Raw genomic sequence first — 20,731 nt, forward strand, 5'->3', positions numbered from 1 at the left:
GCCAATAACCTTAGGATTAAACAAACATTAGGATTAAAGAAACATAATGATTTTAAGCTGAAGTATTAAATATTTTACAGATCAAAAGTAGTAACAACATTTATTTAATACATACCAATATAGAACTGAATATAAATATGTATCACTTTAATGCCTAAAGCTAATTTCAAAACTCCTCTGGCTTTTGAAAGGACAATTTGAAATAAAAAGATTATTATTCAGTAATTATTAATAAAGAGTTCCTATATCGAAACTTAATATATACATGTCCTATAATATCAGTTTCTGTAGGTTTTCTGGCAAGTATAAATTAGTAGTTAAGCTAGGAACTCTATAATATGGAGGGATTATAAATGAAAATTAAATGGTTTGGACACTCATGTTTTATGATAACATCTGACAATGGTACTAGAATAATCATAGATCCTTACAAAAATATGTTGGGATATAAACTTCCTAAGGATATTGAAGTAGAAATAGTAGTAACCAGTCATGACCATGGAGATCATAATTATATAGAAGCAGTAGAGGGCAATTTTGTACACATAAATAAAACTGGAAGTTTTTTAGAACATGGCATAGAGATAAAAGGTGTAGAAGCCTTTCATGATAAAGTGTCAGGAGCAAAAAAAGGTAAAAATATAGTATATAATTTTGCAATCGATGGGATAAAGCTTTGCCATTGCGGAGATTTAGGTCATACACTTAATGCTGACTTAGTAAAGGAAATAGGACTGGTAGACATACTGCTTGTTCCTGTTGGTGGAGGCTTTACCATAGATGCTGTTGATGCAGTAGAGGTAATGAATCAATTAAACCCAACAGTGGTTATTCCAATGCACTACAGAACAAAAGCACTAGGCCCAATGGGACTTGCGTTTGCAAAAGTTGATAAATTCATAGCAGCATCTGGTCTGCAAGCAAAAGAATATAAAGAACTAGAACTAAACAGCACAAATATTATAGACTATTCAGGAATTACGTTGCTGAAGTACGATTAAGGGACTAGTGGACAAGGGACAGCGGGACGGAGCATTTTAATACCTAAGACAATCCATGATACCTAAAGGCCACACAAAGTATAATGAAAATGGCTTGTATTATGCGGAGGAATCTTTAAGGAAGGCTAAAGCTCACAAAAAATATAATGAACAAAGTTTTTTTCGGAGAAAAGAACTAAGGCTTTTATTAGATAAACATAGCAATATCAAGGGCTTAGAATACCTTCGCAGAATAAAAAGTAAAAAATAAAACTTATTCGCCTACGAGATTTTCCTCATATGCATTCGCAAAAACAGATGCGCAAAAAGAGTTCGCTAAAATACCATTTTAGCGGACTTTTTTATTTATGTGCTTTAGCGTTTAAGAAAACCACCTGCTAAGCGGGTGGTGGGCGGTTGGTTATACCGTTAAAAAACTAAGAGCAATATCAAAAAAATGTTGTTTTTCAGAATTTGTGATACCAGTAAACTAATACTGATAATACAAAAATAAGAATAACGTAAGTTTTGAAGGTTAAGGCCATAATTTTGATGAAAAGCAAAGTGACTAACTAAAAAATATATGAACAGTTTTAATTAAAAAAATGCTTTTATATATTTTTTAGGCTTATAGCCGCAGAGCAAGCCACCCGTTTGACGGGTGGTCCTGACTTAGCTTATGTTTAACAATTAGATTATGTAATAAATAGTATTTATAAGATATCCAACATCAACTATTAATTTATGCAAGCCAGTTGATTCTCAAAAGCCCAAAAGCCCAAAATCCAGGATAATCCTATACCAAGAGCAGGAAGAATACTATCCCAATAACCTAGGAGCATTGAACCTGTATAAATTAAGTTTTAATAAAGGATATCTATATTTAAGGATTATTTAATAATTATTCATTTATCATAGATTCAGGAGCAATAAATAATCTATGAGGGTGTGAGTTATGTTTTTTAGGATTTTAAAAAAAGATTTAAAACGAAAGAAAACCATGAATATTATTTTGTTAATATTTATCATATTGGTAACGACCTTTTTGGCAAGCAGTGTAAACAACTTGATTGCAGTATTGCAGTCTGTTGACTATTTTATGGATAAGGCTAAAGCACCAGACTATGTGATTTCAGCTATTGATAGGGGGGATAATGGAGATTTAGTTAAGTGGCTAGATTCTTCTAAACTAATAAAATCCTATGAAGTTCAAGGTGGCATAATACTTTCCAAGGATAAAATAAAAATAAAGAAGGATGAAAAACTTAAGAAATTCGAATCTGTTGCAGAAGATTTACTTCAAGCACAACCTAAAAAATATGGGAAACTACTTGATGATAATGGAGAAGAAATTAAGTTGAATATAGGAGAAATTGCTATTTCCTTGCCTGAAAAAAGTAAAAATAAGCTAAAGGTTGGAGATAAAATTGTCATTACGGTGGGGGATATTAGAAAGGAATTCATAATAAAGACCTTTACTAAGGATGCTATTTTTAGTTCATCTATGAATAATTTTCAGAGGATTCTTATAAGTAAAGAAGATTATGAGAAGTTCAAGGGTTCCAAAGAAGCAGGTATTTTGAATAACTATAATATAATGTCAGATGATACAAATACGTTAGATAAAGAACTTAGAGGTATGAACTTTAACACAATGTACAGTAACGATAAATCACTAATCCGTAAAAGTTTTATTCTGGATACCATTACTTTTGCTGTTTTAATTGTAGTAAGCTTTTGTCTTATCTTGATCTCATTTCTAATCTTAAGGTTCACAATAATTTTTACCTTGCAAGATGATTTTAAGGAAATAGGCGTTATGAAGGCTATTGGTCTCAAGGAGTTTGATATTAGAAAAATCTATCTTATAAAGTATCTTGTAATAACTATTGTAGGGGTATTAATAGGATTCATATTGAGTTTTCCTTTTGGTAATGCAATGTTAAAGCAGGCTGAAGGAAATATTTTAATGAAGCCATCAACTGGCAATATGCAGGTTAATGCAGCTTGTGCCGTTATGGTAGTTTTAATAGTCATTATATTCTGCTACACCTGTACAAGAAAGTTAAATAAGTTCTCGGCAATAGATGCCATCAGGAATGGAAGCAGTGGTGAAAGCTTTAAAGGGAAATCCAAAGTAAAGCTTAAGCGATGTAAAAAACTTGGTGTACCGATGTTCATTGCATTAAATGATATTATAAGTAATATTAAGCGATTTTCTGTTCAAATATTAATCTACTGTATTGGAACAATTCTAATAGTTATTCCATTAAACACAATAAATACTATAAAAGATGGAAATATAGTGAAGACCTTTGGCTTGCAGTATAGTGATGTATTTATTGAAACTAATAAGATTGACCAATATACGGTTGAAGCTAATAAGGAACAATATTTAAAGGATATGAGTAATCTTGAAAAATCTTTTAAAGATAGAGGAGTAGATATAAAAATTCATGGTGAGGTAATTTACGGTCTCAACTTTTATGTCAGTGATAAGGATAATACCTTTAGCTTATTGGCTTTGCAAGCTCAAGGAAGCGATACTAATAACTATAATGTTTTAAAAGGTAAGATGCCTCAGTTGATAAATGAAGTAGCAATCACTGAAACTGTGGCTAAAAGATTAAACGTTAATATTGGAGATACCATTCATGCAGTGATAGGTAATGAAGCAAAGGAATTAATAGTAACTGGTCTATATGAGAGCATGACCAACATGGGTCAGTCCGTAAGGCTGAATCCTAAAATAAATGTAGACTTCAAATACTTAACAATGGTACAACCGTTTCAAGGTAATTTTAAAGCAATCAATAAGTCGCAGGACTTACAGAAAAATAATGAGACTGAGGTGCTAATAAATAAATTAAGAGAAAAGTATCCAGCATATTCTTTTAAAAATCCACAAGAATTTCTTTCAAGATATATGGGAAGTACCTTGGAGCAACTTGATAGAATTAAGAATTTAATAGTTCTAATAGTGTTAGCTATTAATGCTTTAATAACAGTTTTAATGATGAAAACCTACATTACTAAAGAAAAAGGTGAAATAGCAATGCTGAAAAATATTGGCTTTAGAAATAGTGCAATTAGGTTTTGGCAGTCAGCTAGAATAAGTATAGTCCTTATAGTTTCAATTATTTTAGGAATCATAGCATCCAAGTTCCTTGGCCCTATAACAGCTGGACAGGCATTTTCAAAAATGGGTGTTCATAACATTGTTTTTAAAGTAAAAGCAATAGAAGTTTATTTAGCATATCCTACTATACTTCTTATTATAAATACAGTTATTGCATACTTAAGCACCAGAGCTGTCATAAAAGTAGATCTGAAAGAAATTAATAATGTGGAATAACCGGAGGTTTGAAATGAATTCGTTAAGGGTTAAAGATTTATGTAAGACTTATATTATAAATAAAGTTCAAAACAATGTTTTAAGGAATGTAAGCTTTGAAATTATGGAAGGTGAAATGGTGGCAGTGATGGGGCCAAGCGGCTCAGGAAAATCCACTTTACTTTATACCGTAAGCGGCATGGACACTTTAACTGCTGGAAAGGTACACTACTTTGGAAAAGAAATCAGTGCTCTTACAGCAAATGAAATCAGTGATCTAAGACTAGATGAGATGGGATTTATTTTTCAGCAAATGTATATGTTAAAAAATCTTTCCATTTATGATAATATTATATTACCTGCCTATCAGTCAAAAAAAGTAAAAAATAGAAAAGTAGTTAATGATAGGGCAAGACAGTTGATGCATAAGCTTGGAATAAGTGAGATAGCTGATAATGATACAAATCAGGTTTCAGGAGGACAGCTTCAGAGGGCTTGTATCTGCAGAAGCTTGATAAACTGCCCAAAGATGATTTTCGCTGATGAGCCAACAGGTGCATTAAATCAGCAAAATTCAAAGGTAGTAATGAAGGAGCTTAACAGTATTAATCAAGATGGGACAACTATTATGCTGGTTACACATGATATGAAGGTTGCAGCAAAGTGTGATAGGATAATGTATATTGAAGACGGAACAATAAAAGGTGAAATTACCTTAGAAAAGTTCTTAGAAGAAAGCAGTTTTAAGGAAAGAGAAAGAAAGGTCAATTCTTGGCTAATGGAGATGGGATGGTAATATGATAGATTTACTACTAGTAGAAGACAATTCTGAACTTGCAGATTTGGTTTGCACTTTTTTGAAAAAAGATGGCTTCAGTATTGTAAATGTTGATAGTGGAGAAAAAGCATTGGAGTTTCTTGAAAATAATACCGCAAAGGTTGTACTTTTAGATATAATGCTTCCTGGTATAGATGGCTTCACAGTTTGCTCTGGCATCAGAAAAAAACACAATACACCAATTATAATTATCAGCGCAAAGGTTGACAAAGTAGATAAGATTAATGGATTTACCCTTGGAGCAGATGATTACATTGAAAAGCCAGTAGACGTGGACATTTTAAGTGCGAAGATATCAGCCTTGATAAAGAGAAATTATGAACTTAAAGCAGAGCATATAATTATAAATTCCGGTGATATTTCCATTAATAAAAGTGCAAATCAGGTATATCTTAAGGGAAAGCTGTTAAACATGACCTCAAAGGAGTTTGAGCTGCTACTTCTACTGGTAGAGAATCCAGGAAAGACCTTACGAAAGGATTATATATTCAATAAAATCTGGGGAGCAGATAGCTTCAGTGAGGATCAAACCTTAACTGTCCATATTAAAATGTTAAGGGATAAGCTTGAAGATAATCCTAAAAAGCCGGTACGGATTGTCACTCTCTGGGGGGTAGGCTACAGGTATGAAGAAATTTGATAAAGTAATTGGAGCTTTGATTGGTTTCTATATAGTTATTTCCATTATGCTACCAGTGTTACTTAAAGGAGTCAATAATAAACCTGATGGTGAATACAAAGTAGAAATAAACAGAGTCTATTCAGGCTTAATAGAGGAGGCATCCTTTACTGAGCCTGATTTATCTTCATATAAATTCATAAAGTCAGTAGAATTTTTACCTGCTTCAGAAGAAACAAAAAAAGAGGAAATAGCTAAATTTTACAAGAGCACAAATGACTTAGAATACGAGGTAAAGCCTTGGTTTTCCGGAGATAAATTAATAGGCTATTTAAGGTTTAACTATGAAGGCAGGTATTCAGATAAAAATATCCTACTGAAAGTGGAGCTTGCAGTGTTTATCTTTGCAGCAGTATTAATTTCAATTCTTTTATATGTGAGAAATTCAATCTTAAAGCCCTTTAATATTCTTAGTAAAATGCCATATGAACTATCAAAAGGAAACTTTAAGGAAGAACTTAAAGAAAGTAAAAGCAGATACTTCGGAAAGTTTATTTGGGCCATCAACTTACTTCGAGAGAATTTGGATCATCATAAAATAAAAGAACTTAAGCTAGAAAAGGAAAAGAAACTTTTACTGCTTTCCATATCACATGATATTCAGACTCCCTTAAGTGCAATAAAGCTTTATGCAAAGGCCATTGAAGAAAATCTCTATGACACCAATGAAAAGAAAGTATCAGCAGCAAAGCTAATACAGGAAAAGTCCTTAGAAATAGAAAACTTCGTAAAAGATATAATAAAAACTTCAAAGGAAGATATTCTTGAAATTGAAGTAAAGAATAGTGAATTTTACTTAAAGGATTTAGTAGATAAGGTGATAGCAACCTATGAAGAAAAATGCAACTTGAAAATGATAGGTTTTATAGTTGAAGCTTATAATAACAAGTTAATTAAAGGCGATATGGACAGAACCCTTGAGGTTATAGGAAATATCCTTGAGAATGCCTTAAAGTATGGTGATGGAAGAGAAATTAAAATGTGCTTTTATGAGGAAGACTACTGCCAGCTCATTAAAATATACAATAGTGGAGAGCAGGTAAGTCAAAATGAGTTCAATCATATTTTCGATAGCTTCTATAGAGCCAGTAATTCCAAGGACAAACCTGGCAATGGACTAGGGCTTTACATCTGTAAACACATAATGAAAAAGATGGACGGCGAAATTTTTGCAACTTGCGAAAGTGAAGGAATGAGCTTTACCTTAGTATTTAGGGACTAGTGGACGAGGGACAGAGGGACGGAGCTTTTGTCCCATTTAAGAATATTTTTGAAGATAGGCTTATTGAGCTAGTGCCATATGAATTGCAGATTACACCTTCACATCAATTAAATGATAGGATAAATACAATGACTTGTGTAATAAAATAGAAAGTTTTATTAAAGATAAGACAGAAAATAATCTGTTTTATCTTTTTCTATTTATGAGCATTATCTCAAAAAAAATTAGAAATGATATGTAGCTTTTTAGTTACAAAGACTTTTTGACCTTAACAATAGTTTAATACAATAATGATTAATATTGTAAATAAGTTGAAAAAGAAATATAATTTTAATGTTATGTTGTAAAAGGTATTTTAACAGCATCAATTTTAGAAGAGAAGTGGTGACAATATGAAGATCAATTTGATGTTCAGAAGTTTTATAAGTTGCTCCTGCAAAGACTACAATGAAACTAAGTAGCAATGCTTTGTCAGGAGCCTAATTATTAATTTTGCTTGCACGTGGTAAATATTTTAGGTTCTTGTAACACATTAACTAAGTTTTAAGGTAGTTTTTTGCGACAAATCTATAAATAATATAGAGGAGGGCAAGACTTTGAAATATATTAAGGCAAATAATGTGTTACCAGAAGATATGATAAAAGCTATACAAGAGTATGTAGATGGTGAATTTCTTTATATACCAAGAAAAAATGAGAATCAAAAAGCTTGGGGAGAAAAAAACGGTATAAAGGATATTTTAAAGAATCGAAACCATGAGATTTTCCAAAAACATAAAGAAGGTATAACTATGAAAGAGTTAGCAGCAATGTATTTTTTATCGGAGCAGAGTGTAAGGCGGATAATAAGTGAGCGAAAGAGAGCATGTTCGTAATTGATACATAACTGTTTATGAAATTGAAGAGTTATTTGAGATAATGATACTATCTATTTAGAGGAGTTAATAAAAGGATTTAGCAAGTTTTCAAAGTCTTTCTGGATTGCAGAAAGAACTCGAAAATCTAAATTTTATTATAAAATATTACCTCGATATATAGATAGGGGACGATATTATGGAAGTAAAGACTATTTTATCAAATGAGGAAAATGCAAATATCATAAAGAATATGTATCCATTGTATTTGCATGATTTATCTGAGTTCTATGGAAATCTACCTAATGAATATGGGATTTATGAGACTGAGCCTATAAAGACCTTAGCTGAGCAATATGATGTGCAAAATATTTGGTTTCAGAAGCCTGATGAACTCTTTCCCTTCATAATAATGGTAGATGGGAAACCAGCAGGGTTTGACCTAGTGTCCACTGGCAAATATGCACCTAAAGAGATGGATTATTACCTTTATGAGTCATTTTTATTAAGACCCTATAGAGGAAAAGATATTGGATCCATTGCTGCAAAGCAGGTATTTGACAGATTTTTAGGAAAGTGGGGTTTGCATGTAGCGCCAAACGGTACAAACCCTCGTGCAGAAAGCTTTTGGAGAAAAACTGTTGGAGCTTATACAAGAAATAATTTTCAAGAAAAACAGTGTGAAACCTTTGATGGATTTAGGAGGGTATTTACTTTTAATAATAAGGAGCAATAATTCTAACAGAATTAAATAGCTGTTAGTATAGGGTTACAACTTCAATTATTAAGTTATACATTCCGGAAAAGTCCTAAGAACCAGCGATTTTCGAATATGCATACCTTAAGTTTTCGTAATGTAACCTTATATAAGTACCCTGTTGAAATTAAGTGGTCAGTGATCCGAGGCTTTAAGTAGCTTGGGCAAAAAATCACTAATGAAGAACGTATTAGTGATTTTTATAGTCATTCTATCTGAGAAAATCATTTAATTCTAATGCTTGCTCATATAGCATCTTCTTAATAATCATTTAAATTCAACAATGTCCTTAGATATATACTAACTTAAAATCATGGTGCTGTTAAATTGAAATATTAATATGTATACTAAAAATAGGTAGCCACTAGAAAGGCTACCTATTTAGATATAATTGACTATTTCTCAAGCACAGATAGGTCTTGCTTCTCATACTTATTATGTCCTGCTAAGCCTTTTTTGAATTTCCAACATTTAATTGCATCCTTTAAGGTTTTATCGCCATTGTTTTTAAAAAAGTCACGAATATAGGTGTTGTATTCGAATTGATTATCTATAGGTGAGTTACCCTTATTTTTCTTTTTATCTTCCTGTATTTTATACCATTCCTTTACTGCATCAGAATATGTTTTACCTGCACTGCTTTTTAGATATTTTTGAAAGGTAACATTAAATGAAAAGTTGTTGCCTATTACTGACTTAAAAAATACTCTATGCTTTTCTGAACATACGAAATTTTCTTCAATAGTATTGTCTAAAGCTAGTTTATGATAATTCAAGTCAGCATTTTTCCTTTTAACTATTCTGCTTACCAACTTTTCACCTGTCCTTAAGAAGTGCTCTATTCTCTTAGTTATATCCTGCTTTCCACCAGTTGCAGAAAGTCCATTTTCTTTGCAAAATGAAACAAGTTCTTCTTTTAGGTAATAATATTGAAGAAAGGTGTCAGGCTTTAGTTCCTTTGAAAGTACTGGACGTTCACTCATATATGTCCCCTCTATTCCTTAAGTTCTAATTGTTTCAACACAAGCAAGATTATATATGTAAGACTATTGTAATTAGAACACAATTTTCAATGTGAAAATCTAATAAATATGTTAATAGAAAAGCTATTTTTTTATTATATAAATATAAAAAATTTCTGTTAGATAAACTTAGTGAGTTGAATGGATTAGAAAATCATTTTGTATATAAAATAAGACTTATTGGTATGTGAAAAATTGCTAACATACCTTGGGAAAATCAGATGACAAAGAGTTGGATAGGCCTGGTAATTCAAAGGCTTAGAATATATTTTGGGTAAGTAGTAAAAAGAAATCCTATCCTTCTGCCAGGTTTTTATCATATTCGTTTGGAATGGCAGATACGAAAAAAGCTCACAGAAGAAAGTCGCTTCAGTGACTTTCTTATATGCAAAATTACCCATACAGTATATAATTGTATTGGTTTACATTTGTAGAGTACTGTGAAGGTAAGTAAGAAAACTTTTGTATAAGAGGAAATTAAATATATGAAATACTTGGACAAAGATAAAATTAATAACGGAAAAAGGTTTATAAATGTAGCAATTTCTATGGTAATCTTTTTGAACTTGATAAGTTTGGCAGTAACAATATTAAGAAAGGATACTATCGGCAGAAATGATATTATATATGATCTTTTAGTGTTAGTTATAATAGCCTTTTATTACAAAGGAAATAAACTAGCAGGTATAATCGTTTCTTCAATTGCTCCTTTTTTATTTATAATACCTGCGCTGTTGATATTTGGAGCCACAATTTATATTCTACAGCCATTTGGTATACTAAGCTTCTGGGGTGGCACTTTATTCTTAATTATATTAGCAGTATATATTGGAATTATGTATCTTATATTTAGAAGGATTGGCTGGTTTCAGTGTATAGAAGAATATAAATTGTATAGGAAGGAAAGTTAATGTACATAGGGACGGAGCTTGTGGCCTAAATAAATATCATCGGAGTAGCACCTGGTAATTAAATTTATACTTTCAAAATCTTCTCTCAAAATCATAAGGAGTTTTGAAAGTAGATTCGGTGTCGAAGCACTAAATTTTTACTTGTAAAGTAGGTTATGAATTAAGATAGATAATTTTTCGAAACAAGGCAATCTAGGATTTGAAAGTGAAATTATAACAAAGACAGGCGGTAATTTATAAAATTAATTATAAATTATGAGAAAGACATATGATCAATAATATGTACAACTATGAAATCTGTATGGCAGATTTTAATGCAATTTATAGGAGGCAATGATATGGTATTAGAAACTGAAAGATTAGTATTAAGAGAAATGACACAACCGGATTTTCCTGCTCTTTGCAAGATTTTACAGGATGATGATGTGATGTATGCTTATGAGGGCGCATTTAGCATAGATGAAGTTCAAGTATGGCTTGACAGACAAATTGAGCGTTATAAAGAATTTGGATTTGGTCTTTGGGCGGTTGTTCTAAAAGAAACTGGACTAATGATAGGACAATGCGGATTGTCAATGCAACCTTATAACGGCGATAAGGTACTGGAAGTAGGGTATCTTTTTCAAAAAGAGTACTGGCATCATGGATATGCAAGTGAGGCTGCAATTGCCTGTAAAGAATACGCCTTTGACAAGCTAAAGGCTAAAGAAGTATATTCGATTATCCGGGATACAAATATACCTTCACAAAATGTAGCAATAAGAAACGGAATGACTTGTGTAGGTAAGTTTATCAAGCATTACCGGGGAGTTAACGTACCTCATTATTTATTCTGCGCTAATAGGGACTAGGGGACGGAGCTGCTGTCCCTTTTATTTTATATATAGGAGACAATGGGATAGAGCATGTCCTGAAAATATAATTAATCTGTATTTACAAATTGTGCTACAATTAAAGGAATTAATAATTAATTTGTAGAATAAATAGTGATTTATAGTTGAGGTAAAGAATGTACAAAATTATTAAACAAGCTAATAATGGCTGGGAAATACATGAAGTGCCTGGATTTAGTACGATTGCCCTTGTAAAGTATGAAGCAAATCATCAAGATATAAATAAAATAATAAAAATTCTAAGGGCTTTGTATAATGATAAAGTTGTAGAAGGTCCCATTGATATGAATATGGCTATGAGGGATGAATATTTACAGCCTTTATCAGTGGGAGAATACGATTTTATAATCAATTTAGATTTTTGGGAAAATCTAGTTTTTGATCCTAAACAAGAAGGTGGAAACTCATATGTGTGGAGTCTTTTTCAAAAATTAGCAATAGAAACTGATTAAACTTTAACATAGAAACCCTTTATAGACTAACTTAAAGCGCGAAGTTATTCATTCTTAAAGTGAATAGGGGCATTATTTTCAAACAAGCATAACTTGAATTTTAGTAATGGAACTCTTTATAGGGAACCAACTTGAACAAATAATTTATACATGCCACAAAATCCCCAGAAGCCGGGATTTTATAACAAGTATAAATTAAGTTTTCCTATGGGTTTCCTATAGTGATGAGGTGGGAGAGCTATGGTAGTTATAACAGGTCAGAGTATTGAGCAAATTGCAAAAAAGAGACAATTATATAAATTGCTTAGGGAACAGATAAGTAATGAAGAGGAATGGGAAGGCGCTTGGAAGTTTTGTAAAAAGGCAGCAACTTTTGCTCATGCACCAGTGACTGTGAAAGAATATTTGAGAATGGAGGCATTCTCAGCTGACGAAGCTCTCGTTTTAGCTTTATCAGCAATAATTGAAAAATGGGACGTTCCAAATGAGAATCCAATTCTATCTGGGTTTGATGTCATAGGTTATTTTTACTCTATTGCACTGATATCAGTAGCACAATACAATAGAGAAAAGAATATGAAATTATTAAAAAATATATGTGACAAGCTAATAGAAGAAAAAAATGAATATTGTAAGCTACTATTGAGAAACATGACCAGATTGAAGAAAAAGTACCCGGATTTGACTGCTTTAGAGGAAAAACTTAAAGCTGCTTTATTGGTGGAGGAATAAAATGCATTTAGGATCAATCTATTTAATTGTTAAAGATTTCGACAAAGCAATAAGTTTTTATGAAAAATTACTAGAGATGAAGGTAACAGCAAAAAATATGGAACGTTTTGCTCAGTTTGAGTTCGAAGGACATAACATATCTATAATGAATGGTTATTTTGACTCCCAAAATCCTGAGCTAACAACACGTAGTGGACAATATATAGAAAAGTTTGATAATCTTGTTGCAATAGCAGAGTCAGGAAACACAAATAAATTTGTATTAAACTTTTGGGTTGAAGATTTACAAAAAGAACGAGAGAGAATTATAAACTTAGATATAAGTGATTTAGTAACAGAGATTAAATATGTAAATAATATAATGCCATATTATTATTTTCAAGTGGAAGACCCAGATGGTAATGCCATAGAGATTACAGGCAAATATGTACCTAAGATGCATCAATATCATTAGGTATTGTTGAGTAGAGATATAGCAAAATGAAGCGGAAAAAGTATTACATTTCATCTGCAAACGTAGGAGAGGAGAAGTATAAATATGAAATACTAAAATATGAACTTGAGGTGAATCGACATGGATAAGTTTACAAAAGAACAACTAGAAAAAGCCCTAAAGGTTGTAGCTTCAACTATAAGTAATTGTGAAAAAATGCAACCCAAATTTGAAGAGGGAACCTCGCAGCATACACTTCTTAGAAATAGGATAAAAGCATTGTACATTTCAAAGGCACTAATAACAGGTGAAAATGCTATGGAGCAATACACAGAGAAAGAACTAATAGAAGCATTGAGTCCAGTAAGTTCAATCATCAGTAAATGTGAAAAAGCACAGCTGAAATTTGCTGAGGGAACCTCTAATCATACTCGTTTAAAAAACATAATAGAAGCAATGTATATATCAAAAGCATTAATAACAGAGGGACTAGGGGACGGAGCTAATGTCCCTAAAAGTTAAATATTTACTATTCTAATCTTCAATCTATGGTCGAGGATTTTGTCGTATTTTTCCAATGTAGCTTCAGAAAGGCAGATGCACAAAAAATGCACTGAAAAAAGCGGCTTCAGTGGAGGTGTACACTAATAATATTATTTAATGAAAGTAAAAGAGGGCTCATAAACAAATTTAACTTACAGAATATGTTACAATGGTAAAAAATATAAGATAAACAATCGGGTATCGAAAGGAAGTTTCACTATGGGAGATTTATCAAAACTACCTAATATAGGATCAGAAGTTGAAAGACAGTTAAATGAAGTAGGTATTTTTACTTATGATGAATTAAAGGATATTGGCGCAGAACAGGCGTGGTTAATGATTCAAGAAATTGATGCTTCTGCGTGTATACATAGATTATTAGCTCTAGAAGGTGCAATTCACGGTATTAAGAAAGTTGCTCTGTCACAAGAACGTAAAACAGCTTTGAAAGAATTTTATAATTTTCACAAGATTAAATAGTGGCTTGAAAGGAATATAGTCTAATGGACAATTCAAAATATGAAATAAAAATGAATCGATATCCAGAAGATATTATTGTGGAAGCATGGCAGAAAGCAGATAAAACGCAAGAAACAGTAGAAATTAATTCTTCAGAATTAGATTTTTCTGTTGAAATAGATGGACATGAAAATATAAGTAATGACATGGTAGTAAGCTTTTTAATGTATATTGAAGAAGCGGATAATATTGTACAAGAATTTTGTAAGAACACCTTTGAGCAGGGGAAATTTGATATTAGAAACTATATGGTGTCTCTTTCATGGATTACCTTTGAGAAAGATAAAGTAGTGATGGGGTATTGGGGTGACTTTGTAAATATAGAGTTAAGAGCTTTATTTTCAATGAAAAATGGTGTGTGGGAAAAAATAGAGATATATTATCAATAATTTTGATATCGGATCGTAAATATTTGGCTTATATACCGCTAATAATAAAATTTCAAAGAGCCGAGATATTTAATATCTATTTGGTATATCTATGGACATGCATTTCTAAGTAAAATCTACTCAATATCTATACAGGCTTTACATGATTTTAATGATGTAAATAATACCTCTATAGCTTAGTGCAAATTAAATCTGCATATCTTAAATAAAGAAACGTTGGTTTTAGATAATGATATTACTACGAAATGACTAAAAATTGCGTTATATAAACGATCATTACAAAACTTAAACAAATATACTTGCATAACGGACAAGAAAAAGGACAACTCTATAATTAACCTTTATATTTAACCTTTATATTTAACCTTTATATTTAAAATCCTGCTAAAATTCAGCAGGTTTTTTTAGATTAAGATAGTTGTACCGCTTTACAATAAAATTTATACTTTCAAATTCTTAACTAAGAACCCGGAAGAGCCTTGGAAATAGATTTCTGATTGATGTAGTATGTCTGTTCAGCGAAATAGATATTCTAATCTCATAAGCTAAAAAAAGCCGGAAATAATTTTAACTATTAATGCTACTCTCCTTGATTTATATATTTTATTTTCAACTGGTATATGTATAGATTCAATTAATATATGCACTACTTCATATTGAAGAACGTAGTTGATGAGGATTCTTGAGTTATTTATAACCTAATAATCGAAGTTAAAACCATATGGTCCAAAACGAATAAGTCGTTTTTACACTATAATCACTGGGACACAAGCTCCGTCCCCCTGTCCCTAAATTTAAGTTGCTGGGACAATAGCTCCGTCCCCTAGTCCCTAATATCTCTGTATGATATAATACTAAATAAATATAATTTTGAAATAATTAAATTTACATACTAAATTCCAAGGATTATAAATCTAAGGAACCGAAGAAAAATAAAGGATTTGATGAAAATGAGAAAATTAGTGATTGGGATATTGGCCCATGTAGATGCTGGGAAGACGACCTTATCAGAGGCGTTGCTTTATATGAGCGGTAAAATAGGAAAATTAGGAAGAGTTGATAATAAGGATGCTTATTTAGATACTTACGAGCTGGAGAAGGAAAGAGGAATAACTATTTTCTCCAAGCAGGCGGTATTTGAAAATGCTGGCACTGAGATAATGCTCCTTGATACCCCTGGACATGTAGATTTTTCAGCGGAAATGGAGAGAACATTAAAAGTACTTGATTATGCAATTTTAGTTGTAAGTGGTGCTGATGGAATTCAGGGACATACAAAAACCTTATGGAGACTTTTGGAGCTGTACAATATTCCTGTTTTTATCTTTGTTAATAAGATGGATCAGTACGGAACAGATAAGGCCAGCTTAATCAAAGAACTTAAAAGTCAATTAAGTGATGGATGTATTGAGTTTGATAAGGTAAAAACAGAAAAGTTTTACGATGAACTGGCTATGTGTGGCGAAAGCATGATGGAAGCCTTTTTGGAAAATGGGGAAATTGAAACTCCACAAATAAAGAAAGCTGTTAGTGAGAGAAGAGTATTTCCTTGCATTTTTGGATCGGCCTTAAAGCTTACTGGCGTGGAGGAGTTGCTGAAGTGCATAGCTGAATATGTGACTTTACCTTCTTATCCAAAGGAATTTGCAGCTAAAATATTCAAGGTTACAAGAGATGATCAAGGAAATCGTCTCACTCATATGAAAATTACCGGTGGGAAATTAAAGGTAAGGGATATACTTAAAGGCAGTGAATGGGAAGAAAAAGTCAATCAGATTCGTATCTATTCTGGTCAGAAGTTTGAAGCGGTGAATGAGATAGAGGCGGGAGCAGTATGTGCGGTGACAGGACTTAGTAAATCCATGCCAGGAGAAGGTCTTGGAATAGAAGAAGCCTCTGGTGCTCCAATCTTAGAACCAGTACTTTCCTATCAGATGATACTTCCAGAGGACTGCGACCCAAGGGTTATGCTACCGAAGCTTCGACAGATTGAAGAAGAAGACCCTGAGCTTCATATTGTATGGGATGAGGAACTTCAGGAAATCCAGGTTAGAATCATGGGTGAAGTTCAGATAGAAATACTTCAAAGCTTGATAAAGAATCGTTTTGGAGTTGAGGTGGCCTTCGATACTGGAGGCATAATATATAAAGAAACGATAAAGAATGTTGTTGAGGGAGTAGGACACTTTGAGCCACTAAGGCATTATGCAGAGGTACATCTCCTATTAGAACCAGGTGAAATAGGAAGTGGTCTAAAGTTTCAAACAAAATGTAGTGAAGACATTCTTGGAGGAAGCTGGCAAAGACTTGTCTTACATCATCTTGAAGAGAAAATTCATAAAGGAGTACTCACAGGTTCAGAGATTACAGATATGACCATTACCTTGGTTGCAGGTAGATCACACAATAAGCACACAGAAGGTGGAGACTTTAGAGAAGCTACCTGGCGTGCCTTACGTCAAGGTCTTATGGAAGCAGAATCTGTTTTGTTAGAGCCTTATTATTCCTTCCAGCTGGAACTTCCTGAAAAGTTAGTGGGAAGAGCTATGATAGATATAGATAAAATGAATGGTACTTGTGAAGTATCTCATTCCGATGGTGAAAATGCAGTTATTGTAGGCAGTGCACCTGTAAGTAGCATGAGAAACTACCAAAGGGAGGTCGTTGCCTACACCAAGGGACATGGCAGGTTATTTCTAAGTCAAAAAGGCTATGAGCCTTGCAAAAATACCGATGAAGTGGTAAATCGTATTGGTTATGATCCAACAAGAGATATAGCCAATCCTACTAGCTCAGTATTCTGTGCACATGGTTCAGGTTTTGTTGTTGAGTGGTATGAAGTAAAGGACTATATGCACTTGGAAAGCTATCTTAAGGAAAAGATAGAGGTATCAAATGAAGTGCCACAAAACCAAGTAACCTATACAGAAGAAAGATTTATAAGCACAGATGAGATTGATCAGATTATAAATAAAACCTTTTACTCTAACCAAGGAAAAAAATCAATCTGGAAAAGAGGCAGAACAGCAGCTGAAAGCTACTATAAACCATCAAACGTCACTAGTGATAGTTGGCAGGAGACAATTAGGGAGAATTACCTGCTTGTGGATGGCTACAACATTATACATGCCTGGCCAGAACTAGAAGCTATGATAAATGACAACATGGATGGGGCCAGAATGAAATTGATTGATATCCTGAGCAATTATCAGGGTATTAAAAAATGTAACATCATTTTAGTCTTCGATGCTTATAAGGTTCAAGGACATGTGGAAGAAATGATTGATTACCATAATATCCACGTAGTTTATACTAAAGAAGCGCAAACTGCAGATCAGTATATCGAAAAATTTGCCCATGATAATAATGCAAAATACAGTATAGTGGTTGCAACCTCCGATGGTTTGCAGCAAATGATTGTCCGTGGAAGAGGAAGTCTGCTTTTATCAGCTAGGGAACTTAAGCTTGAAATCGAAGCAACTAACGCGGCTATGAAGCAGGAACAGCAGGTCATGGAGAAAACTGATCGTAACTTTTTAGTTGATACCTTATCAAACGAATCAAAGCAAAAAATGAAGGATTTATTTAAAGAAGAACAGTAAAATAGGAAATTAAAGGACATACCACTTCAATACGAAATCTATTTTCAAAACGACAATTGCTTCAAAGAGCAGGTTTTAAAATATAGTTTTTAGTATGAAGTGGTACATTTATATATAGAAGAAAGGAAATATAATATATGGGTAATACATTGGTTGTATATTATTCACTTTTTCAAAATACTAAGAAATTAGCTGAAGAAATATCGAAGCAGACTGGAGGCAGTATAAGAGAATTAATTCCTGAAAAGCCATATTCCTTTGACTATAATACTGCTGCAAAAGAAGTAAGAAATGAAATATCTAGAGGCTTTTGTCCTAAATTAATATCTGGTAATGAATCAATAGAAGAATATGACACTATATTTATAGGTTCTCCTAACTGGTTTAAAACAGTAGCACCACCAGTGATGAGTTTTCTTAGAAAGCATAACTTTTCAGGCAAAACTATAATTCCATTTTGTACTCATGGAGGCGGTGGCTTTGGGCATATTGAAAATGATATTGCTAAGGAGTGTACAGAAGCCACAATACTTTCTGGCATTGCAGTAAATGGAATTGCACAAACAGAAGAAATTGCAAATTTGCTTAAAGAAATTGGGGTAAACTCCAATTTTGAAAAATAAACTTGAAAAGAGGTAGAAACTATGGAAGACAAACATAAAGAAATATCAAAAGCTTTTCTTCAAGGAGTTATAACTGGAAAAGTACGTGAGGTCTATGATTTGTATACATTGCCTAGTTTTAAGCATCATAACGGATTTTTTAATGGTGATAGAGAGTCACTTCTACAAGCCATGATACAAAGTAATGAAATGTTCCCAAACAAAAAGCTGACTATAAAGCTTGCAGTTTCTGAGCCGCCATATGTTACTTTACTTTCCCATGTTCAGATTTCAGAAGCTAAAGAGGCAGCGGTGGTACATATGTACAGATTTGAGGGAGAAAAGATAGCTGAGATGTGGGATATATCTCAAGAGATACCTCAGGATTCTCCTAATGAAAATGGGATGTTTTAATAGAAAATTTACATAAAAAGTTTGTAATGTTATAATATAGGAAAAAAACTTGTTTCAAAGATAGGAAGTAAACATGAAGTTAGAAGAATTAGTTAATAATAGTTTTGATAAGCTAAATGAAAATGACGTTCATATATGGAAATATATAAGCAATAATAGGCGAAAGTGTTGTACTATGTCTATTGACGAGTTAGCGAAGAAATGTAACATTTCAAGAACCACAATTTCAAGATTTACTCAGAAGCTATCTTTGGCAGGGTTCGGAGAGTTTAAGGTAAGGTTAAAATTAGAGCTTGATGAGGATGACAATACTGAAGACAGTAGTGTAGAAGATGTTTATCAGGATTACTACAAAACAATAAAAGACATGAGAGAAAAAGATCTTTTTGAAGTATGTCGGATGATTTATAATGCAAAACATCTTTTTGTTTATGGAACTGGAACTGTGCAAGTTGCTGCAGCAAATGAGCTTAAAAGGCATTTTATAAATGTAAATAAATTTTTTGTTACCTTACATGGAGAGGCCGAAATGGATACGGTTCTAGAGACCGCTACAGATGAAGATTTGATTGTTATTATATCATTATCCGGTGAAAAAAAGTCGGCAGTAGAACATGCAAAAAAGATAAAGCTTAAGAATATCCCTTCTATTTCTATTACAAAGCTATCAGACAACTCAATAGCTAGGTTATGTGATCAAAACTTATATATCATTACAAACCAGATAAAAATAAGAGATGTGGTTAATTTTGAAAATGTAGGACAGTACTTTATTCTGACTGAAATGTTATTTCTAAAGTATGTTACATACTTAACTAAATTAAGAAAAGAAAACACAGCATTATAGATAAATATAGAGAAAAAATATGATTCAAAGCAGGTAGTTATAAATTTTTTAGAAGCCTTGGGTATAGGAAACAACTCGTTTCTTAAGTCTAGGGCTTTTTCTATGTCTAGGGTTCCATAAATCAATAGTTGAAGTTGATTCCCTATAGTATATTTTGTAGATAAAATCCTTGACAGTAATGCAATTCTTAACAATAAATAAGAGCTTAAGAGACCTGTGAGGCTGCACAAATTATGTGAGAACAACTTAAAAATGTACATAGGAATTAAATGCCCTAAAGTCATTGAAAAGGTTTTTATCAATTGATACTATAAACTCATACAGGATATCTTGATATAAATATGGATACCTTCAGTCAGAAATCTATATTTTGATTTTAAAGATTTAAGCAATATGTCTGTTCAGAGCTGATCTTGGTTCTGAGAAGAGCATTTGAAAATATAGATTCTAGAATGAAGTGGTACATCTATATGTAAAGTATTAAAAACATAACAAGTCTTCAAACCTTCTACATTAAATATTCTAACCAATGATAACTCAAAAATAGATCTTAGCAGAAGAACGTAGAAAAACAAACTAACAAAAGAATGCAGCAAGATAGTGAAGGAAAAAATCTCAATAAAAGTACAGTAAGACAACGCAATAAAATAATGTAGAAAAAGATTATAACAAAAGTATGCAACAAAAATTCCAACAGATTAACTCAAC

General features: G+C 32.4%; 21 protein-coding genes. 20 read left to right on the top strand and 1 reads right to left on the bottom strand.

The window, feature by feature from the left end:
* The first annotated feature begins 353 nt into the window (after positions 1-353).
* The 8 genes from C1I91_RS11735 to C1I91_RS11765 all read left to right on the top strand — a co-directional run bounded on the left by C1I91_RS11735 (position 354) and on the right by C1I91_RS11765 (position 8,643).
* Positions 354-1,001 carry an MBL fold metallo-hydrolase gene (locus tag C1I91_RS11735; protein WP_128213047.1) on the top strand — a complete coding sequence of 216 codons (648 nt, stop codon included), beginning with the start codon at positions 354-356 and terminating at the stop codon, positions 999-1,001.
* Between the two features lie 934 nt (positions 1,002-1,935).
* On the top strand, positions 1,936-4,335 hold the full coding sequence (locus C1I91_RS11740) for an ABC transporter permease (protein ID WP_128213048.1): 2,400 nt from the start codon (positions 1,936-1,938) through the stop codon (positions 4,333-4,335).
* A gap of 13 nt (positions 4,336-4,348) precedes the next feature.
* Positions 4,349-5,110: an ABC transporter ATP-binding protein gene (locus C1I91_RS11745; protein WP_128213049.1), complete on the top strand. Its 762-nt coding sequence runs from the start codon at positions 4,349-4,351 to the stop codon at positions 5,108-5,110.
* A gap of 1 nt (position 5,111) precedes the next feature.
* Positions 5,112-5,792: a response regulator transcription factor gene (locus C1I91_RS11750; protein ID WP_205694307.1), complete on the top strand. Its 681-nt coding sequence runs from the start codon at positions 5,112-5,114 to the stop codon at positions 5,790-5,792.
* A complete protein-coding gene (locus tag C1I91_RS11755; protein ID WP_128213050.1) occupies positions 5,779-7,053 on the top strand; it encodes a sensor histidine kinase in 1,275 nt (424 codons plus the stop codon). Before C1I91_RS11750 ends, C1I91_RS11755 begins: the two co-directional genes overlap by 14 nt.
* A complete protein-coding gene (locus C1I91_RS28140; RefSeq protein ID WP_164880510.1) occupies positions 7,053-7,202 on the top strand; it encodes a hypothetical protein in 150 nt (49 codons plus the stop codon). The genes C1I91_RS11755 and C1I91_RS28140 overlap by 1 nt, the downstream gene beginning before the upstream one ends.
* Before the next feature lie 447 nt (positions 7,203-7,649).
* Complete coding sequence (locus tag C1I91_RS11760; RefSeq protein WP_128213051.1) at positions 7,650-7,928, top strand: CD3324 family protein; 279 nt, start codon at positions 7,650-7,652, stop codon at positions 7,926-7,928.
* Between the two features lie 178 nt (positions 7,929-8,106).
* Positions 8,107-8,643, top strand: coding sequence for a GNAT family N-acetyltransferase (locus tag C1I91_RS11765; RefSeq protein WP_128213052.1), 537 nt, complete (start codon positions 8,107-8,109; stop codon positions 8,641-8,643).
* A 416-nt stretch (positions 8,644-9,059) separates the two neighbouring features.
* Here the strand turns inward: C1I91_RS11765 and C1I91_RS11770 are convergent, their stop codons facing one another.
* On the bottom strand, positions 9,060-9,647 hold the full coding sequence (locus C1I91_RS11770) for a DUF6434 domain-containing protein (protein ID WP_128213053.1): 588 nt from the start codon (positions 9,645-9,647) through the stop codon (positions 9,060-9,062).
* Positions 9,648-10,171: 524 nt separating this feature from the next.
* On the opposite strand from C1I91_RS11770, the gene C1I91_RS11775 reads away from it, so the two are divergent.
* The 12 genes from C1I91_RS11775 (at position 10,172) to C1I91_RS11830 (ending at position 20,023) form a co-directional block, all read left to right on the top strand.
* On the top strand, positions 10,172-10,597 hold the full coding sequence (locus C1I91_RS11775) for a hypothetical protein (protein WP_128213054.1): 426 nt from the start codon (positions 10,172-10,174) through the stop codon (positions 10,595-10,597).
* 338 nt (positions 10,598-10,935) lie between these two features.
* The gene (locus C1I91_RS11780; RefSeq protein ID WP_128213055.1) at positions 10,936-11,448 is read left to right on the top strand and encodes a GNAT family N-acetyltransferase; all 513 of its coding nucleotides are present in this window, start codon (positions 10,936-10,938) and stop codon (positions 11,446-11,448) included.
* 158 nt (positions 11,449-11,606) lie between these two features.
* A complete protein-coding gene (locus tag C1I91_RS11785; protein WP_128213056.1) occupies positions 11,607-11,942 on the top strand; it encodes a hypothetical protein in 336 nt (111 codons plus the stop codon).
* A gap of 240 nt (positions 11,943-12,182) precedes the next feature.
* Positions 12,183-12,674: a hypothetical protein gene (locus tag C1I91_RS11790; RefSeq protein WP_128213057.1), complete on the top strand. Its 492-nt coding sequence runs from the start codon at positions 12,183-12,185 to the stop codon at positions 12,672-12,674.
* Between the two features lies 1 nt (position 12,675).
* Positions 12,676-13,128: a VOC family protein gene (locus C1I91_RS11795; protein ID WP_128213058.1), complete on the top strand. Its 453-nt coding sequence runs from the start codon at positions 12,676-12,678 to the stop codon at positions 13,126-13,128.
* A 120-nt stretch (positions 13,129-13,248) separates the two neighbouring features.
* Complete coding sequence (locus C1I91_RS11800; RefSeq protein WP_128213059.1) at positions 13,249-13,629, top strand: hypothetical protein; 381 nt, start codon at positions 13,249-13,251, stop codon at positions 13,627-13,629.
* Between the two features lie 240 nt (positions 13,630-13,869).
* The gene (locus C1I91_RS11805) at positions 13,870-14,130 is read left to right on the top strand and encodes a TfoX/Sxy family protein (RefSeq protein WP_128213060.1); all 261 of its coding nucleotides are present in this window, start codon (positions 13,870-13,872) and stop codon (positions 14,128-14,130) included.
* A 23-nt stretch (positions 14,131-14,153) separates the two neighbouring features.
* On the top strand, positions 14,154-14,558 hold the full coding sequence (locus C1I91_RS11810; RefSeq protein ID WP_128213061.1) for a hypothetical protein: 405 nt from the start codon (positions 14,154-14,156) through the stop codon (positions 14,556-14,558).
* 950 nt (positions 14,559-15,508) lie between these two features.
* Positions 15,509-18,160 carry a translation factor GTPase family protein gene (locus C1I91_RS11815; protein WP_128213062.1) on the top strand — a complete coding sequence of 884 codons (2,652 nt, stop codon included), beginning with the start codon at positions 15,509-15,511 and terminating at the stop codon, positions 18,158-18,160.
* Between the two features lie 137 nt (positions 18,161-18,297).
* Positions 18,298-18,783 carry a flavodoxin gene (locus C1I91_RS11820; protein ID WP_128213063.1) on the top strand — a complete coding sequence of 162 codons (486 nt, stop codon included), beginning with the start codon at positions 18,298-18,300 and terminating at the stop codon, positions 18,781-18,783.
* Between the two features lie 21 nt (positions 18,784-18,804).
* Positions 18,805-19,176 carry a nuclear transport factor 2 family protein gene (locus C1I91_RS11825; RefSeq protein WP_128213064.1) on the top strand — a complete coding sequence of 124 codons (372 nt, stop codon included), beginning with the start codon at positions 18,805-18,807 and terminating at the stop codon, positions 19,174-19,176.
* Positions 19,177-19,249: 73 nt separating this feature from the next.
* Complete coding sequence (locus C1I91_RS11830; RefSeq protein ID WP_128213065.1) at positions 19,250-20,023, top strand: MurR/RpiR family transcriptional regulator; 774 nt, start codon at positions 19,250-19,252, stop codon at positions 20,021-20,023.
* Positions 20,024-20,731: the final 708 nt, after the last annotated feature.

The organism is Clostridium manihotivorum (assembly GCF_004015185.1).
In the GTDB taxonomy this organism is placed as follows: domain Bacteria; phylum Bacillota; class Clostridia; order Clostridiales; family Clostridiaceae; genus Clostridium_AR; species Clostridium_AR manihotivorum.

What these genes read in the sequence shown, in the direction of transcription:
- C1I91_RS11735 (WP_128213047.1), top strand. Translation starts at nt 354, where the DNA reads ATGAAAATTAAATGGTTTGGACACTCATGTTTTATGATAACATCTGAC.
- C1I91_RS11740 (WP_128213048.1), top strand. Translation starts at nt 1,936, where the DNA reads ATGTTTTTTAGGATTTTAAAAAAAGATTTAAAACGAAAGAAAACCATG.
- C1I91_RS11745 (WP_128213049.1), top strand. Translation starts at nt 4,349, where the DNA reads ATGAATTCGTTAAGGGTTAAAGATTTATGTAAGACTTATATTATAAAT.
- C1I91_RS11750 (WP_205694307.1), top strand. Translation starts at nt 5,112, where the DNA reads ATGATAGATTTACTACTAGTAGAAGACAATTCTGAACTTGCAGATTTG.
- C1I91_RS11755 (WP_128213050.1), top strand. Translation starts at nt 5,779, where the DNA reads ATGAAGAAATTTGATAAAGTAATTGGAGCTTTGATTGGTTTCTATATA.
- C1I91_RS11765 (WP_128213052.1), top strand. Translation starts at nt 8,107, where the DNA reads ATGGAAGTAAAGACTATTTTATCAAATGAGGAAAATGCAAATATCATA.
- C1I91_RS11770 (WP_128213053.1), bottom strand. Translation starts at nt 9,647, where the DNA reads ATGAGTGAACGTCCAGTACTTTCAAAGGAACTAAAGCCTGACACCTTT.
- C1I91_RS11775 (WP_128213054.1), top strand. Translation starts at nt 10,172, where the DNA reads ATGAAATACTTGGACAAAGATAAAATTAATAACGGAAAAAGGTTTATA.
- C1I91_RS11780 (WP_128213055.1), top strand. Translation starts at nt 10,936, where the DNA reads ATGGTATTAGAAACTGAAAGATTAGTATTAAGAGAAATGACACAACCG.
- C1I91_RS11785 (WP_128213056.1), top strand. Translation starts at nt 11,607, where the DNA reads ATGTACAAAATTATTAAACAAGCTAATAATGGCTGGGAAATACATGAA.
- C1I91_RS11790 (WP_128213057.1), top strand. Translation starts at nt 12,183, where the DNA reads ATGGTAGTTATAACAGGTCAGAGTATTGAGCAAATTGCAAAAAAGAGA.
- C1I91_RS11795 (WP_128213058.1), top strand. Translation starts at nt 12,676, where the DNA reads ATGCATTTAGGATCAATCTATTTAATTGTTAAAGATTTCGACAAAGCA.
- C1I91_RS11800 (WP_128213059.1), top strand. Translation starts at nt 13,249, where the DNA reads ATGGATAAGTTTACAAAAGAACAACTAGAAAAAGCCCTAAAGGTTGTA.
- C1I91_RS11805 (WP_128213060.1), top strand. Translation starts at nt 13,870, where the DNA reads ATGGGAGATTTATCAAAACTACCTAATATAGGATCAGAAGTTGAAAGA.
- C1I91_RS11810 (WP_128213061.1), top strand. Translation starts at nt 14,154, where the DNA reads ATGGACAATTCAAAATATGAAATAAAAATGAATCGATATCCAGAAGAT.
- C1I91_RS11815 (WP_128213062.1), top strand. Translation starts at nt 15,509, where the DNA reads ATGAGAAAATTAGTGATTGGGATATTGGCCCATGTAGATGCTGGGAAG.
- C1I91_RS11820 (WP_128213063.1), top strand. Translation starts at nt 18,298, where the DNA reads ATGGGTAATACATTGGTTGTATATTATTCACTTTTTCAAAATACTAAG.
- C1I91_RS11825 (WP_128213064.1), top strand. Translation starts at nt 18,805, where the DNA reads ATGGAAGACAAACATAAAGAAATATCAAAAGCTTTTCTTCAAGGAGTT.
- C1I91_RS11830 (WP_128213065.1), top strand. Translation starts at nt 19,250, where the DNA reads ATGAAGTTAGAAGAATTAGTTAATAATAGTTTTGATAAGCTAAATGAA.